The 17048-nt window shown below is 47.9% G+C and carries 11 protein-coding genes; 4 read left to right on the top strand and 7 right to left on the bottom strand.

The annotated features are described in order from the left end of the window. The 4 genes from ACSLUF_RS09500 to ACSLUF_RS09485 are packed head-to-tail and all read left to right on the top strand — an operon-like array spanning position 1 to position 4232. Positions 1–594: an O-methyltransferase gene (locus ACSLUF_RS09500; protein ID WP_435622545.1), complete on the top strand. Its 594-nt coding sequence runs from the start codon at positions 1–3 to the stop codon at positions 592–594. Next, on the top strand, positions 584–1108 hold the full coding sequence (gene ilvN / locus ACSLUF_RS09495; RefSeq protein WP_435622544.1) for an acetolactate synthase small subunit: 525 nt from the start codon (positions 584–586) through the stop codon (positions 1106–1108). Before ACSLUF_RS09500 ends, ilvN begins: the two co-directional genes overlap by 11 nt. 25 nt (positions 1109–1133) lie before the next feature. Further along, a complete protein-coding gene (gene ilvC / locus ACSLUF_RS09490) occupies positions 1134–2609 on the top strand; it encodes a ketol-acid reductoisomerase (protein ID WP_435622543.1) in 1476 nt (491 codons plus the stop codon). A gap of 48 nt (positions 2610–2657) precedes the next feature. Continuing rightward, positions 2658–4232 carry an NADP-dependent glyceraldehyde-3-phosphate dehydrogenase gene (locus ACSLUF_RS09485; RefSeq protein WP_435622542.1) on the top strand — a complete coding sequence of 525 codons (1575 nt, stop codon included), beginning with the start codon at positions 2658–2660 and terminating at the stop codon, positions 4230–4232. A 161-nt stretch (positions 4233–4393) separates the two neighbouring features. Here the strand turns inward: ACSLUF_RS09485 and ACSLUF_RS09480 are convergent, their stop codons facing one another. From ACSLUF_RS09480 to ACSLUF_RS09450, 7 genes are all read right to left on the bottom strand, one after another. Continuing rightward, a complete protein-coding gene (locus ACSLUF_RS09480) occupies positions 4394–5659 on the bottom strand; it encodes a putative metal-binding motif-containing protein (protein WP_435622541.1) in 1266 nt (421 codons plus the stop codon). Positions 5660–5778: 119 nt separating this feature from the next. Next, a complete protein-coding gene (locus ACSLUF_RS09475; protein ID WP_435622540.1) occupies positions 5779–6954 on the bottom strand; it encodes a hypothetical protein in 1176 nt (391 codons plus the stop codon). 200 nt (positions 6955–7154) lie between these two features. Next, a complete protein-coding gene (locus ACSLUF_RS09470; RefSeq protein ID WP_435622539.1) occupies positions 7155–9476 on the bottom strand; it encodes a carboxypeptidase-like regulatory domain-containing protein in 2322 nt (773 codons plus the stop codon). Next, positions 9418–9849 (bottom strand): hypothetical protein, encoded by a 432-nt coding sequence (locus ACSLUF_RS09465; RefSeq protein ID WP_435622538.1) that lies wholly within the window; start codon positions 9847–9849, stop codon positions 9418–9420. Before ACSLUF_RS09465 ends, ACSLUF_RS09470 begins: the two co-directional genes overlap by 59 nt. Before the next feature lie 52 nt (positions 9850–9901). Next, a complete protein-coding gene (locus tag ACSLUF_RS09460; RefSeq protein ID WP_435622537.1) occupies positions 9902–12049 on the bottom strand; it encodes a carboxypeptidase-like regulatory domain-containing protein in 2148 nt (715 codons plus the stop codon). 85 nt (positions 12050–12134) lie between these two features. Further along, on the bottom strand, positions 12135–13787 hold the full coding sequence (locus ACSLUF_RS09455; protein ID WP_435622536.1) for a hypothetical protein: 1653 nt from the start codon (positions 13785–13787) through the stop codon (positions 12135–12137). Between the two features lie 841 nt (positions 13788–14628). Next, complete coding sequence (locus tag ACSLUF_RS09450; protein ID WP_435622535.1) at positions 14629–17025, bottom strand: carboxypeptidase-like regulatory domain-containing protein; 2397 nt, start codon at positions 17023–17025, stop codon at positions 14629–14631. Positions 17026–17048: the final 23 nt, after the last annotated feature.

The following is a 17048-nucleotide window of genomic DNA, read 5'->3' as shown; positions in this document are numbered from 1 at the left end:
ATGAACTTGTTGGAAACCCCTAACGCGCCATTGGTCTATCCCGACTTGCTTAAAAGAACGAAGGAAGTAGGTTTCACTATGCCTTCGGATGTTTCCATGGGAAGCTTATTACAAACTTTAGTAGCGTCTAAACCGAATGGTATTTTTTTGGAACTGGGTACAGGTACTGGTCTTTCCTTGGCTTGGATATTGGAAGGAATGCAGGGTGAATCCAAAATACTAAGCTTGGATAATGATGAGCAGTTGATTCAAATTGTGTCCCAAGCCTTCAGGGATGAGCACAGACTGGAACTGATTTGTACCGATGGAGCAGAATGGATTTCTTCCTATGAGGGGGATGGATTTGATTTGATTTTTGCAGATACTTGGGCTGGAAAGTACACCCATTTGGATGAAACCTTGGCTATGGTAAAAGAAGGAGGATTTTATGTGATTGATGATATGAATCCACAGCCCAATTGGCCCGAAGGTCATGGAAAAAAAGCAGAAAAGCTTCTGGAAACCTTAGCGAAGCGAAAAGATTTTATAATCACAAGATTAGATTGGTCGACAGGAATTGTTATCGCCGTTAAAAAGAGCAGTAATGGAAAATAAGTGGTACACTATATCCGTATATTCTGAAAACAACGTTGGCTTGTTAAATAGAATATCTGGAATATTCTTAAAGAGACACATTAATATAGAGAGTCTAAATGTCTCTAAATCAGAAATAGAACACGTATCTAAATTTACGATTGTTGTATTCACCACAGAGGATTGGACGCGTAAGATTGTAGGTCAAATTGAGAAGCAAATAGAGGTGATTAAAGCCTACTACCATACCGATGATGAGATTATATATCAAGAATCGGCCATATTCAAGATTGCTTCACACCTGTTGTTTGATGAAAGGCAGATCCAGAATATAATAAAGGAAAGCAACTCACAAATTGTTACGGTATCCCGGGATTTCTTTGTGTTGGCCAAAACCGGCAGAAGATACGAAATAGATGAAATGCATGATGCCCTGGAACCGTATGGAATTATGCAATTTGTACGCTCGGGAAGAATAGCGGTAACCAAAGAGAGCATGCCCATAACCGAAATATTGGCAGAATTTCAAAACTAAATAAGCACTAAATCAAAAACTGAAAATGGGAAATTATTTCAATACACTATCATTACGAGATCAATTGACCCAACTGGGTAAATGTAGGTTTATGGAACCAAAAGAGTTCAATGATGGTGTAACTGCACTTAAAGGAAAAAAAATAGTCATCATTGGATGCGGTGCGCAGGGGCTGAACCAAGGATTAAATATGCGCGATTCTGGATTGGATATTTCGTATGCCCTTCGTGAGGCAGCAATTCAAGAAAAAAGACAATCCTTTAAGAATGCCACTGAAAACAATTTTACAGCTGGAACGTATGAGGAATTGATTCCCACAGCGGACTTGGTCATCAATTTAACTCCAGATAAGCAACATACCAACGTGGTTGGGGCTGTAATGCCTTTAATGAAGAAAGGAGCTACTTTGTCCTATTCCCATGGATTTAATATTGTGGAAGAGGGAATGCAGGTACGCGAAGATCTAACGGTGATCATGGTAGCCCCTAAAAGTCCAGGTTCCGAGGTTCGAGAAGAATACAAAAGAGGGTTTGGGGTACCTACCTTAATTGCGGTTCATCCTGAAAACGACCCAGAGGGAAAAGGATTGGAGCAAGCCAAAGCCTATGCGGCCGCAACAGGAGGACATCGGGCAGGTGTGCTGGAGTCTTCTTTCGTAGCTGAAGTAAAATCTGATTTGATGGGGGAACAGACCATTCTTTGTGGATTGTTGCAAACAGGTTCTATTTTATCTTTTAATAAGATGGTGGAAAAAGGGATTGACGCCGGTTTTGCCTCTAAACTGATTCAGTATGGTTGGGAAACCATTACAGAAGGGTTGAAGCAAGGAGGCATTACGAATATGATGGACCGCTTGTCCAATCCGGCAAAAATTAAAGCCTTTGATTTGGCCGAGGAACTCAAAGTAATCATGCGTCCTCTGTTTCAAAAACACATGGACGATATTATGAGCGGACATTTCTCAAAAACCATGATGGAAGATTGGGCCAATGGAGATAAAAACCTCCTGGATTGGCGTGCGGCTACCGGAGAAACTGCTTTTGAAAAAACGCCGGCAGGCAGTGAGGACATTTCAGAACAGGGGTATTACGACCATGGGGTACTTATGGTTGCTTTTGTAAAGTCAGGGGTAGAGCTGGCCTTCGAGACTATGACGGAGTCTGGCATCATTGATGAGTCAGCTTATTACGAATCTTTGCATGAAACACCTTTGATTGCCAACACCATCGCCCGTAAAAAACTGTTTGAGATGAATAGGGTCATTTCCGATACGGCAGAGTATGGTTGCTATCTGTTTGATCATGCTTGTAAACCTTTATTGGAAGACTTCATGAAAACCGTAGAAACCAATATTATTGGTAAAACCTATGGTTCAGGTTCCGATAATGGAGTTGACAACATGAAGCTTATTGCGGTAAATAAAGCTATACGGGAACATCCGGTGGAAATTATTGGAGCACAATTGAGGGCTTCCATGACAGCGATGAAACCGATTGGTTAATCATTTGTTTATATACGATACGTATCTTCACCCAACTAACACTATACTATGATACCTGAAGAGTTTCAGATTACAGAAGAAATCCATCAAAGTACCTATTTGGTCAATGGGGAGTTGAAAACATGGACAGGAAATACTTCCCCAGTCGTTTCCACCATATCATCAACCAAAGAATATGCCCCAACACCTCTGGGAAGTATTCCAGATATGGGAGAACCAGAAGCCATGGAGGCCTTGGATTCAGCTTTGGCTGCCTATAACAAAGGTCAAGGGGTATGGCCCACCATGAAAGTCAAGGACCGCATCGAATGTATGGAGGCCTTTGTAAAAAAAATGGAGGAAAAAAGGGAACAGGTCGTAAAGTTGTTAATGTGGGAGATAGGGAAGAACCTTCCAGATTCATATAAAGAGTTTGACCGTACCGTTGAGTATATTTATGATACTATCGAAGACTACAAACAGTTGGATAGAAATTCGGCCAAGTTTTCGAAGCATGATGGGGTTTATGCACATATCCGTAGAGGTCCCTTGGGCGTAGTCCTGTGTTTGGGACCATATAACTACCCTCTAAACGAGACCTTTGCCTTGTTGATTCCCGCCATAATCATGGGGAACACCACCATTTTCAAACCGGCAAAACATGGGGTGCTGTTGATTACTGCCTTGTTGGAGGCTTTCCAATCCAGCTTTCCTAAAGGTGTGGTAAACATTCTATTTGGACGGGGTAGGGCGGTAGCGGCTCCCATAATGAAAACCGGTAAAGTAGATGTGTTGGCTTTGATTGGAAACAGTAAATCTGCGAATGCACTGCAAGAGCAACATCCCAAAAGTAACCGACTTCGTTTGGTTTTAGGGCTTGAAGCCAAAAATCCGGCTATAGTTCTGCCAGACGCCGATTTGGACCTGACCATTAATGAGTGCCTTGCTGGAACGCTTTCCTTTAACGGGCAGCGCTGTACAGCCTTAAAGGTGGTATATGTGCATGACGATATCAAAGATGAATTTCTAAAACGCTTCTCTGAAAAAGTCGATGCTTTGAAATTTGGGAACCCCTGGGACAAGGATGTTAAATTGACGCCATTACCAGAACCAGGGAAACCCGCTTACATACAGGAGTTGTTGGATGATGCCAAGGCCAAGGGAGCCAAAATCCAAAACAAAAAGGGTGGGAAGCACAAAGACAATTATATATGGCCTGCTGTCCTGTATCCTGTGACCAAAGACATGCGTGTCTACGAAGAGGAACAATTTGGTCCCATTATTCCAGTACTATCCTTTAAAGATATAGAAAAACCTTTGGATGATATGGCTGAATCCAACTATGGGCAACAGGTAAGCCTTTTTGGGAAGGACGTATATACCTTATCACCATTAATTGATACCCTGGCCAATTTAGTGTGTCGTGTGAACCTGAATAGTTCCTGTCAGCGAGGCCCGGATGTCTATCCCTTTACCGGACGAAAAGATTCTGCACAATCGACCTTAAGTGTTCATGATGCCTTGCGTTCGTTCTCTATTCGAACTTTTGTGGCCTTTAAAGACAATGAATTGAACAATGAGACGATTGAGCAATTACTCGAAGCTAAGGTGAGTAACTTTTTGAGTACGGATTATATATTGTAAAAGCGTTGCTTTTACCATGGGCAATTTTCAAATAACAATTGACAATGAATACCGTCATTTGGACGGAGTCCCGATTTTCGGGACGACAAGAAATCTTGGATAACAATGAAATAAAAAAGCCCCAAAATTTGGGGCTTTCCAATTGATATTATATTACAAAGTTAATTGTTAGGAGCCGAACGCATATAAGAGAATCCCCCACTTCCTCCAATATTGACTATTGAATAGGAAGTAAAAACCACGTCAATATATATGTCTTCTGAGATAAGGTGTAGCACTAGGGCTTCACCTATTATGTTTTGAATATTTAGGAAAAAGTCGTTATCCACGCAGCCGTCTACCAGATTGAAAAAACCACCAAACTGCAGCTCATTTGTGGGGGTTGCCGTGGAACCTCTTGCCCATTCGATATCGTCAGCTGAGTATGCACAATTCATATCTTCTATCATAGGCTGATTTTGGCTAAATACGTTATAAAAACCAACAAGGCCATCATCTGAACGTGTGAGCCATACGACATCCGTAATCCGGTCTTGGTTTTCTTCAAGCTCATGGTCTGCAAGGTCTTCTTTGGTGAACGCCACTGGTCTTTCAATAGTACAATTATTGGCCACACCATCTCCCCATACTTCGGGGGCACCGGGGTATATAGCAGCGTTATTGTCGTTGCAGTCGCCATCAACAAGCGCATAGCCGTCTGGAGCATCTTCCGCTACAGCAACCACTTGCTGCGACTCAATGGCAACGGTACTTCCCGTACCAAAACCATCTCCGTCCCCGTCCTCGAACAGGTTGTACAAGAAGATTCCATCGCCATTCTCGTCCACATCATTGTCGGCAATCTCCTCGGCATCTGGGTTTAGGTTGGCATCGGTATCGTTAAAATCGGTATTGTCGGCCACAAAGCCGTCTAGTTCCACGCAGGAACTTTGGGATACCTCCGGGTTTCCAAAACCGTCGCCGTCGGTATCGGCATAATAGGTGATTTCCGTACAGCCGGGGAAAATCTCGGCATTGGTATCATCCGTGTCGGTGTTATCGGTAACAAACCCGGTTACTTCCACGCATGAACTTTGTGATACCTCGGAGTTTCCAAAACCGTCCCCATCAGCATCGGCATAATAAGTGGTCGCTTCGCAGTTAGGGAAAATGGAAGCATTGGTGTCATCGGTATCGGTGTTGTCGGTAACAAATCCGGTTACTTCCAGGCATGAACTTTGTGAAACGCTTGGGTTTCCAAAGCCATCCCCATCAGCATCGGCATAATAGGTGGTCTCGGTACAACCAGGGAAAACAGCGGCATTACTGTCATCCGTATCGGTTCCATCTTCCACGAAGCCAGTGGGGGCTGTACAGGCACTTTGGGAATTGGCGGCATCACCAAGCCATCGCCATCGGCGTCCCTGAAAAAAGTGGACTGTGTTCATCCATCGTCCTTGCTACATGCTGTGAGCAAAAGACAAAGAAAAAGTCCAAGAGCGGTCAAAAATTTAATTTTTCTCATAATTCTTAAATTGATTTGGGTTTAGATATATATTGTGCTTACTTATTGAATTTGTGCCAATTCCCCATACTTTTCTTTGGTGGCAATCGCCTCGGAAAGTCCTGTTAGGTAATAATCAAAACCACCATGGAATACTGTAGTTTTTTGAAGAGTTTTAGACTCAGGGATTTGGTGCAAACAGGCTTTGGCTTTATCCAAATCTTCCATAAGTAAATGACCTAGCGATAGATTGGCATAAAGGATTTTTTGGATTTCTGGATTTGAGGTACGTTCCAATTTGTCTTCCCAATAACTTAATGAGATTTCGATTTCGGATTTTATCTTCTGGTAGTTTCTTTTCTTATTTTGGTTTAGGGCAGAAAGGGCATTTATCGCGGTTTTGGCCATATTGCTGGCGTCGTTCAAGGCTTCATGACCTTTGTTCTTTACCCCGAAAGTGGCAGCGTACATGGTTTTCTTCTGTTTCAAAAAATGGGATTTTAAAATCTCACCACTTTTTGCATAGAAGTATTTCAATACGTAGGATTCATATTTTTTAAGCTTACGCAAAAGCAATTTTCGTCGCTTTTCAGGCCTTTTCAGCAGGTTGAATTTCATTCGGAAAACGGGATTTAGCATAAAATGCCGAATGGAAAGCTGGGTCGATTGGTTTTCTTCATCCACATAGTAGGTAAGGGACTCGTCTAATATGATTTTACCCTCATTAGTTACTACTCTAAGACTGGCTGTTGCTTCTATCTCACAAATTGCGCTTTCCAAATCATTAAAATCCACCTGAGCTTGCACATTTTCTATATTGTATTTTTTAGTGGTTAGGGTAATCGTGAAATCTGGATATATAGCTTGCCTTTTATATGGAGAACTGAGTCTTAAATGCATCTGGCCCCATGCCTCCAAGGTATCGGTAATGGCCTGCTTAAACAGAATTTCTCTTTTGATAGGGTCTTTTTCGCCAACTCGGGCATGCCAGGAAATCTCATCCCACCAATCCATGGGGCTAAGTTGGGTATCCACTATAAAATCGTAGGAGCTAAGACCAGGTTCCAGAGGGATTTTGGGAGCAATAGTATAGGACCAGCCTACTGGATTTTTTATAGGCTTCACTTTCTTTTGTGCAAAGCTACCCCAAACCACCACTAAGAGTAGAAAACCGAGTAGTACAGCACATCTATTGTGTTGTTTTACTTTGAATGTTAGGAAACCTTTTGGCGGAGTCATAAAATAAAGGTATCCCAGGGATTTTGGACAGAAAGCTGGAAATTGACGGAGCTAGAAAATGGATTGATGAATACCCCACTTTAATTGAAGAGATATTCACATACCCATGCAAAACCATCGCGTTTTCAGGTAGGTAAAAAACAAGAGAGCACCTTAAAAAGGAACTCTCTGATATTGCCATTGTTCAAAACGGCGGGTTGCTAATTTACTTGTTCCTGTCTTTGCCCCGTGCCATACCGAATGTTCGCGATATAGGTTTTGCCCGCTTGTATGGGTTGGTTAAAACTACCCTCAAAGGCTTGTGGGCTTTTTTGGTTTAGGTTTTCGAGATAGCCGGAACCGCCGGACTTTAAATTGGCATCACCACCCCAGATATACTCTCCGTTAGCCGCCAAGGTCCCAAAAACAAGGTCCGCTTGTGCTCCAGAACCGGGGGCACCCTCCGCGGCGGGTTCTATGCTGACCATAAATTGGTCTGTATAGCCAGCACCGGTTTCCAAATCATCAAGATTATAGTTGGTAATAGTTCCCTGTTCATCCACAGTGATGCTTTCTACCTGAACACTGGCGCTTAGCGCGTACGGTTCAGTAATCAAGGTGTGGGGCATGGATTCGGAAAAGAATGGGGTCTTGAATGTGCTTAACTGGTTTGCAAACTGGATATTGCCATCGGTATCAGACTCCAGCAATTCCACAATGTTGATGGCACTGTCGTTTTCATCCAGCAGTTCCGTTTCATGCTCCGGACTGATGGGGTAGCTGGTGGTTATGGGCAAGTATTTCATCGTAACAGAGGGAGGTGTGATGGTGTAGGGAGCTGTCACTCCGATATTGTTTGGGATCACTTGCCATTGGGTGCCAAAGGAAACCACTTCGATGCTAGGCAACGTAAACCCTGCTTCGCCTCCACCACCATAAAAATCGAATGTTGGATTGGTGTAGCCGTCTGAATCGTTCGGTGTCCACAATTGAAAACTCTTGGCGCGACCTACGGAAACTCCAACCACATCAATGATACACGTAGCATCATCTACATTAAATTGTGACTGGAAGCGTAGATTAAACTGACCCGCACCTCCAAAGATGGTGTAGGGGTCTTCCGGATTGTAGCCATCATCTTGGTTGGCAATGGCAACTTGCAGCGCTGCTTCAATATTGGCTGGGGTAATGTCTCCAAATGCATCGGTCATTACTTTTAAATCGATGCCCAAATCCGGAGCAAGGTCGGTGGATTCCTCAACCTCCAATACGCCATCTTCGTTTTTGTAGAATCGGACATCGTAGTAAAAATCAAAGTCAACTTCTGTATTGGGCATAAAGCCATTGCCCGCTTTTGTAAGCACTAGCGAATCTATTGCAAATTCTAAGCTGACCACGCCCACAGCATTATTGCCCGTAGGGTCGTTCACATCAAAGAGGGGCGCATCTATTAGGTTTGAACCAAATGAAGTGGTCTCAATGATGGTAGATTCAAACCCAAGATCATCTGTCAGTGGGGCGGTATCCACATAATCCGCAAAGTCGTAGGTGGTGAACAGGATATCTTGAAAACCACGTCCAATTTTTTCATAACTCAGGTCAAAACCATTTCCTGGGGTGGGAGGTTCGTCAAACACCCAAATAACGCCCGGCACATGTGGAATGCTGGAGTCTGCGGTCCAATTGGGACCAAAGTTGGTCGGGATTTCTGCATATTCGGGGCGGGGCAGGGGTTGGCCGTTACGTTGGGTGATGGCCAAACGTTGGTGGGTCGCGATGTCTGGTACCAGCAATTCTAAATTTATATCATCACCAAGGGCGGGCACCTGCATGCTGTAGGCTCCGGTGGCATTGTCCACTTGCGTCTTGCCAATGACCACATCGTCGCTAAAGGAGTAGATTTGGGGTGTTATGGAACCCCCTGTGTTGAACTGGTCCGCAAAATTGGCCAAATTGACCCGTAGTGTCAGGTCTTGGGGCACCTCAGGGGTGCCGTCGGTCAGGTCGGTCTCAATGGTGACCATGCCGGAAATGGTGGCTGCGTCCGAGGCCATGGCATCCGGAAATAGCGGAATCACGGAAGACTCGGTCACCGGGGTGGGGACTACAAGCCCATCAATGATTTGGTAGTGCTTTCCTTCTTCAATGGGTCCAAAGTCCAAATTAGCGATGATATCCAAAAAACCATCCGCGGATACGGACAGGAGATTCCCTCCAATCCGGGCCCGGCTAAAAAAGGCCTCTCCGTTGGCATCGGTGGTCAGGATTTGTTGGTCTACTTCGCTTCCTGTGGGTGTTGCGGCCTGGAGGGTCACACTAGCGCCGGACACGGGTTGGTTGTCTTGGGATACCACTTTTACGGAATAACTGAGCAAATCCCCCAGTTCATTGAGCGTTTCGGTGGCCCTGTCGGCTTTGTCGATTTCCTGTTGCTCGGCCAGTTCCACTTGGGTCTGGAGCAGGTTTTCTTCGTTAAAGTCGTCTTTACAGCCCATGAGCAACCCTAGGACAAGGATGCCGAGAAAAAATCTGTTTTGTGTCATCTTGGTCATATGCTTTTAAATTGATGTGGCTCGTTCTTGTGTATGGGAGGCCGATATTTTTGTGGTGTTGGTCTTTTTCCAGACCCTCCATACCAAAGGTATGGGATGTCAGGGCCCTTAAGTTGTGCCGATTGATGGAGGTGTGGTTTGGGTTGACGTAGTGGCCAAGGGTAGGGGTGGGGCCATAAAAAAGGGGCCTAAAGGCCCCTTCTTGTTTATTGTATCGATACAGTACGTTAATTATCTTCAAACACATCCACCTGCTTGTCCCCCGTACCGTACTGGATGTTGAAAAAGTAGGTCTGGCCCGGGAATACCAATTGGCTGTCGCCTTCTCCAAAGGTGCCATTGAAGCCGTAATAGTCCTGTACATTGAGCTCCCCTAAGTAACCGGAACCACCGGACTTGATCTCGTAATCACCTTCCTATCGGTATTCGCCATTTTCTGCGAAAACCCCATCGGTTAGGTCAACCAAGGCACCTGTACCCGGTGCGCCCACTGCGGCGGGCTCCACGGTAACGGAGAACTGTTCGGTATAGTTTTCACCATATTCCTGTACATTCTCATCAAAGGTGGTAATGCCGCCATTGTCATCCACCCCGATAAAGTCGATATCGACCCTGGCCTTTAGGGCACGGGGTTCCTCGATGATGGCGCGTGGCATGATATGGGAACGCTCGTCCGTTGCAAAGAACTCGACAATTTGGTTCTTGAACTGGATATGGCCATTGGCATCCACTTCCAGCGCGTTCAATACGTTGGAATCGTTGCCGAAGTCTGCATCGGAAATGTCATCACTGGTAAGGACGGATTGGTCGTTGTCATTACTCACCGGTACATATTCATAGTCCATATCGCTTGGTAGCACGGTGTATGGCGATGTCACCCCGGTATTGTCGGGTATCATCTTCCATCGGGTACCGAATTCCAGTACATTGATGTTGGCTTGTTCGCTAGCCCCACCGCCAGAGAACACAAAGCTGGGGTTGGTATAGTCATTACCAGCTTCAATAATGCGAAATTGGTATACCTGACCGATAGCCGCATTTACTACAATTACGGCATCGGTGTCCTGCGGCCCGACAACAGACACCAATCTTAAATTGGACATCCAATCCGGAGATTCTCTTAGATTCTCGGGATCAAAACCAATAACCTTGTTGGTTATGGCCTCTTGCAAGGCTTCATTGACTGCATCTTGCGTAATTGCCCCAAAATCATCTGTGGTAATGGTCAATATTTCTACCAATTCCGTTACACCTTGGGAGGTTTCCGTGGGGACCAATTCTCCTTCTTCATTGGGTTCATATTCTATCTCATCATACCTAAGGGTGAAATCTATAGGGGTAAATGCCGGAAATCCAGAACCTGCATCGGTCAAGGTTAAGCCAGTAATGGCAAACTCAATATGGGCCTCAGCGAATGCACCTGAACCAGAACCGTCCAAATCCACTATGGTTAGATTGGGTGAATTGGTATAGCCAGAACCCAATGAAGTTGCATGGAGTATCATATCGTCGATACCACCCCCAAATAGCTCGGATGGAGTCAATAAATCGTGCATATCGAATAATAATCCTGTTGTAATACCTCTACCCAACCGCTCAAAGGTAAAATCAAAGCCCTGTCCGGCGGCGGGTGGTTCCGGGAAGGTCCAGATGGCGCCGGGTATGTAGGGTACCCCGTCGTAGTTATGGTCCGGCCCAAAATTGGTGGGGATATCCGCGTATTCCGGTCTATCCAAAGGCTCGCCGTTGCGGTTGGCAATGGCCAAGCGCTGGTCCGCCGATACGTTGGGCGCTACCAGTTCCACTTCCAGCCCGTTTTCTGTGGCCGGTACGCTCATGGTGTATTCACCGGTGGCATTGTCCACGGTGGCGGTACCTATGCCCAGGTCACTGTCAAAGGAGTAGATCTCCAAATCTACGGAGCCCTGGGTGTTGAACTGGTTGGCAAAGTTGGGCATGCTGGCCCTAAGGGTCAGGTCCTGTGGCACCTCTGGGGTACTGTTGGTCAGGTCGGTCTCAATGGTCACCACGCCCGAGATGGTCGCGGTCTGGTCACCCGAGCCATCGGACAATAGCGGCACAATGGAGGACTCGGTCACCGGGGTGGGTACCACCTGTCCGTCGATGACCTGGTAATGTCTTCCCTCGGAGATGTTCCCGAAGTCCACTCTGGCGGTGATGTCCAAAAAGCCATCGGCGGATACGGAGAGGATGTTCCCCCCGATCACGGCCCTCCCGAAGAAGGCCTCGCCGTTGGCATCGGTGGTGATGGTCTGTGGGTCACCGCCCTCACCGGTCTGTGCGGCGGCCTGTAGGGTTACGCTGGCGCCCGCTACGGGCTCGTTGTTGGCCGAGACGACCTTTACGGAGTAGCTGAGCAGCTCCCCGGCGGCGTTGATGGCCTCGGCGGCCCTGTCGGCCCTGTCTAGCTCCTGTTGCTCCACCAGTTCATTATTCTTGTTGATCAGGTCCTCCTCGGTAAGGTCGTTTTTACAACCGACTGCGAGGGTGCCCAGGACCATGGTCCCGAGCAGGGTTTTGCATAAAATCTTGTTTCGTTTCATTTTATTTTTTTTAAAGGACGCCCCATGAACCGGAACACCTGTTTTAGTTTCCTGGTTTTACTCGGTTCATGTGTAGGCAGGGTTGTTAATTATCATTGCTAAATACATCCACCTGCTTGTCCCCGGTACCGTACTGGATGTTGAAAAAGTAGGTCTGGCCCGGGAATACCAATTGGCTGTCGCCCTCTCCAAAGGTGCCATTGAACCCGGCGTAGTTCTGTACATTGAGTTCTTGCAAGTAGCCGGAACCGACGGTCTTGATCTCGTAATCGCCGTCCCATTGGTACTCGCCACTGGCGGCAAATTCTCCATCGGTAATGTTGACCAAAGCGCCGGTACCCGGTGCGCCCACGGCTGCGGGCTCCACGGTCACGGAAAACTGTTCGGTATAACCCTCTCCGTATTCCTCAACATCATCGTCAAAAGAGGTGATGCCGCCATTGTCATCCACACCGATCCAATCAATTTCCACCCTGGCCTTTAGGGAACGGGGCTCCTCGATAATGGCCCTTGGCATCATATGGGAACGATAGTCGGTTGCATAGAATTCCGTAATCTGATCTATGTATTGGATATGGCCGTCCACCACTTCCAGCGCGTTCAATAGATTGACATCCTTGTTAAAGTTTGCATCGGAAATTTCATTTTCGGTAAAGGGAACCTGGTTGCCCGTGTTTACTGGGACATATTCATAATCGATATCGCCGGGCAATAGGGTATAGAGCTCGGTCACCCCTGAGTTGTCCGGAAACATCTTCCAACGGGTACCGAATTGCAGCACGTCGATATTGGACGGTGCAATGGGTTCTGCACCTGAAGCAATCACAGTCGGTTCTTCCTCATCTCCGTCCATGTCGATGCCGATGACTTCGTGGGAGAACACAAAGCTGGGGTCGGTATAGCCCTCACCGGCGTCAACAATCCGAAATTGGTATACCTGACTGATGGCGGAGCTTACCTCGATTACGGCATCGGTCATCTGGCCTTGGGCGTTGGATACCAATCTTAAATTGGCCATCCAATCTGGGGATGGCCTTAATTGCTCGGGATTAAAACCAACAACTTCGTCGGCAATGGCCTCGGCCAAGGCGGTTTCCACGGCCTCTGGGGTAATTTCCCCTGCATCATTGGTGGTTACCGTAAAGATGTCGGCGAGCTCCAAGACGTTGTTGGAGATATTCAATTGCACAACCCCGTCCACGATAACGTTCTCTATTTCGTCGTAGCGAAGCGAAAAAACAACATTCTCATCCGCAAGAAACCCAGAACCAGGGTCGGTCAAGGTCAGGCCGGTAATGGCAAACGCAATATGGGCCTCTGCAGTGGCCCCGGAACCTGTGGGGTCCTCTATAGTGAGCTGGGGCGAATTGGTGTATCCCTGTCCCATAGAAGTGTTTTGGACGATGATATCGTCGATACCACCCCCAAAAATCTCTGCAGGTTCTTGAAAATTTCCCATGCCAAAAGTACCAGTGGTTATGGGCCTTCCCAAGCGTTCAAAGGTAAAATCAAACCCTCGTCCTGCGGCGGGTGGTTCTGGGAAGGTCCAGATGGCGCCGGGAATGTAGGGCACCCCGTCGTAGTCATGGTCCGGCCCAAAGTTGGTGGGGATATCCGCATACTCCGGTCTTTCCAGTGGCTCGCCGTTGCGATGGGCAATGGCCAAGCGCTGGTCCGCCGATACGTTGGGGGCCACCAGTTCTACTTCAAGCCCGTTTTCGGTGGCAGGCACGCTCATGGTGTACGCGCCCGTGGCATTGTCCACTGTTGCGGTGCCTATGCCCAGGTCACTGTCAAAGGAGTAGATCTCCAAATCCACGGAGCCCTGGGTGTTGAACTGGTTGGCAAAGTTGGGCATGCTGGCCCTAAGGGTCAGGTCCTGTGGCACCTCTGGGGTGTTGTTGGTCAGGTCGGTCTCAATGGTCACCACGCCGGAGATGGTCGCGGTCTGGTCACCGGAGCCATCGGACAATAGCGGTACGATGGAGGACTCGGTCACCGGAGTGGGCACCACCACACCGTCAATGACTTGGTAGTGTACTTCCTCCTGGATGCTCCCGAAGTCCACACTTGCGGTGATGTCCAAAAAGCCATCTGCGGATACGGAGAGGATGTTCCCCCCGATCACGGCCCTCCCGAAGAAGGCCTCCCCGTTGGCATCGGTGGTGACGGTCTGTGGGTCTCCGCCCTCACCGGTCTGTGCCGCGGCCTGCAAGGTAACGCTGGCACCGGCTACGGGCTCGTTGTTGGCCGAGACGACCTTTACGGAGTAGCTGAGCAGCTCCCCGGCGGCGTTGATGGCCTCGGCGGCCCTGTCGGCCTTGTCCAGTTTCTGTTGCTCAGCCAGTTCCACCTGGCTTTCGAGTAGGTTCTCCTCGTCAAGGTCGTCTTTACAGCCGACGGCGAGGGCGCCCAGGACCATGGTCCCGAGCAGGGTACGTAAAAAAATGTTGTTTTTTTTCATGGTATATTTTTTAGTTGCCCGAATGCAGCTGAAAACCGGTCCTTGGTAAGGAACAAGGACCCGATCGGGCCCTTGTTTTTTTTGGTTGTATTGCATTTCTATACGGGCAGGGTTGTTAATCATTGTTCTCTACATCTTCCTGCTTGTCGCCGGTACCGTACTCGATGTTAAAGAAGTAGGTCTCCCCTGGGAATACTTGTTGGTTAAAGTCGTCTCCGCTATATCCCTTAAAGTTCTGTACATTGAGTTCCTGCAGATAGCCAGAACCGCCGGCCTTGATCTCGTAATCGCCGTCCCATTCGTACTCACCACTTTCCGTAAACTGCCCATCAGTAAGGTTTACTAATGCGTCTGTACCCGGTGCGCCCACGGCGGCGGGTTCCACGGTTACGGTGAACTGTTCGGTATACCCAGCTCCGTATTCCTCCACGTCATCGTCATAGCTGGTGATGCCGCCATTGTCATCCACACCAATCCAATCGATATCCACCCTGGCAGCAACTGCTTGGGGCTCCTCGATAAGGGTACGTGGCATTGAGGCGGAAAATTCATCCGTGGCAAAGAGCTCGGTAATCTGGTCTATAAACTGGATATGGCCATTGGCATCTACTTCCAGGGCGCCTAAAAGACTTCCCTGTGGATTCCCAAAGTCCGCATCGGAGATATGGTCATTGGTATTGAAGCTATTGCCGTCTGGGTCAACATTCTCGTATTCGTAATCCAAATCTGAAGGCAGGGTAGTATAGGGAACAGTTACCCCGGAATTGTCTGGGGTCATGATCCAGCGGGTGGCAAACTGGTCCACATTAATATTGGCATGTGCCATGGGCCCAGAACCTCTTGAATCAAGACTTACCAAATCGGTATTATCCCCATCATTATCTATATCATCTTCGTCTACCATAACCAGGCCGTTTTCTGGATGTGAGAACACAAAGGTTGGGTCGGTGTAGCCTTCACCGCCATCGTCCACTACAAACTCGTACACCCGCCCCACGGCCATAGAGGAGACCAGAATCTCCGCTTGAGGATTACCATTATTGGAAATAAAACGCAGGTTTGTGATAAAACCGTCTATTTCTTTAAGCTGGAAAAGGTCATTGGGTTCAAACCCTGTAAACCCTTGTGCAATTGCATCGGACAAGGCTTCATCCACGGCAGTCTGGGAGATTCCTCCTCCTTCATTCGTGCTTATGGTCAAAAAGATGGCTTCCCCACCACCTGAAACCTCTGTTACTAAAACAATATTTCCGTTTTCATCCAGAGTAGGCCTCACCACGTCATATACCAAGGCAAACAAATCGTTGTCATTGGGAGGTAATTGCGCTCCGGCCACATCCAAGGTCAATCCATCAATGGCAATTTCAATATTTCCCCAGCCATAAGCACCGCTTCCGGTCTGGTCATCAAAGGTCAATAGTGGCGCATTGGTATACCCGCTTCCCAAGCTTGTGGTGCGGATGATTTCGTAATCGTTCATGTAATCTGGGGTCAGGAAATCTTCCAAATCATATACTCCATCTTCAATATTTCTTCCCAGTGGGGTATAGGTAAAGTCAAACCCTTGTCCTGCAGCCTCTGGCTGGTCAAAGGTCCAAATGGCCCCCGGTACGTAGGGTACACCGTCGTAGGACTGGTTTGGTCCAAAGTTCGTAGGGATATCCACATACTCCGGTCTATCCAAACGTTCCCCATTGCGGTAGGCAATGGCCAAGCGCTGGTCTGCCGATACATCTGGTACGTAAATTTCTACAGACAGTCCGCCCTCGGTGGCCGGTACGTTCATGGTGTACTCGCCGGTGGTATTGTCCACTGTTGCGGTACCGATGCCCAGACCACTGTCAAAGGAGTAGATCTCCAGATTTATGGAACCTGCTACGTTGAACTGGTTGGCAAAGTTGGGCAAGCTGGCCCTAAGGGTCAGGTCTTGCGGCACCTCTGGGGTGTTGTTGGTCAGGTCGGTCTCAATGGTCACCACGCCCGAGATGGTCGCGGTCTCGTCACCGGATGCGTCGGACAATAGCGGCACGATGGAGGACTCGGTCACCGGAGTGGGCACCACCACGCCATCGATAATGCGGAAGTGCACTCCCTCGGAGATACTTCCGAAGTCCACACTTGCGGTGATGTCCAAGAAGCCATCTGCAGCGATGGAGAGGATGTTCCCCCCGATCACGGCCCTTCCAAAGAAGGCCTCGCCGTTGGCATCGGTGGTTACGGTCTGTGGGTCTCCGCCCTCACCGGTCTGTGCGGCAGCCTGCAAGGTAACGCTGGCGCCCGCTACGGGCTCGTTGTTGCTGGAAACGACCTTTACGGAGTAGCTGAGTAGCTCTCCGGCGGCGTTGATGGCCGCTGCGGCCCTGTCGGCCTTGTCAATCTCTTGTTGTTCTGCCGCTTCAATGTTGGCATTGAGCAGGTCTTCCTCGGTAAAGTCGTCTTTACAGCCGACGGCGAGGGTGCCCAGGATCATGGTCCCGAGCAGGGTGTTCAAAAAAATGTTTTTTCTTTTCATTTCGGATAAATTAAAAGGGATTC

Source organism: Flagellimonas sp. (assembly GCF_965601775.1).
Lineage (GTDB): Bacteria > Bacteroidota > Bacteroidia > Flavobacteriales > Flavobacteriaceae > Flagellimonas.
This window is presented reverse-complemented; position numbering and strand designations above follow the sequence as displayed.

Bases quoted from the DNA above. Each gene is read 5' to 3' on its own strand.
- ACSLUF_RS09500 (WP_435622545.1), top strand. From the start codon at position 1: ATGAACTTGTTGGAAACCCCTAACGCGCCATTGGTCTATCCCGACTTG.
- ilvN (WP_435622544.1), top strand. From the start codon at position 584: ATGGAAAATAAGTGGTACACTATATCCGTATATTCTGAAAACAACGTT.
- ilvC (WP_435622543.1), top strand. From the start codon at position 1,134: ATGGGAAATTATTTCAATACACTATCATTACGAGATCAATTGACCCAA.
- ACSLUF_RS09485 (WP_435622542.1), top strand. From the start codon at position 2,658: ATGATACCTGAAGAGTTTCAGATTACAGAAGAAATCCATCAAAGTACC.
- ACSLUF_RS09480 (WP_435622541.1), bottom strand. From the start codon at position 5,659: ATGAACACAGTCCACTTTTTTCAGGGACGCCGATGGCGATGGCTTGGT.
- ACSLUF_RS09475 (WP_435622540.1), bottom strand. From the start codon at position 6,954: ATGACTCCGCCAAAAGGTTTCCTAACATTCAAAGTAAAACAACACAAT.
- ACSLUF_RS09470 (WP_435622539.1), bottom strand. From the start codon at position 9,476: ATGACACAAAACAGATTTTTTCTCGGCATCCTTGTCCTAGGGTTGCTC.
- ACSLUF_RS09465 (WP_435622538.1), bottom strand. From the start codon at position 9,849: ATGTACAGGACTATTACGGCTTCAATGGCACCTTTGGAGAAGGCGACA.
- ACSLUF_RS09460 (WP_435622537.1), bottom strand. From the start codon at position 12,049: ATGAAACGAAACAAGATTTTATGCAAAACCCTGCTCGGGACCATGGTC.
- ACSLUF_RS09455 (WP_435622536.1), bottom strand. From the start codon at position 13,787: ATGAGCGTGCCTGCCACCGAAAACGGGCTTGAAGTAGAACTGGTGGCC.
- ACSLUF_RS09450 (WP_435622535.1), bottom strand. From the start codon at position 17,025: ATGAAAAGAAAAAACATTTTTTTGAACACCCTGCTCGGGACCATGATC.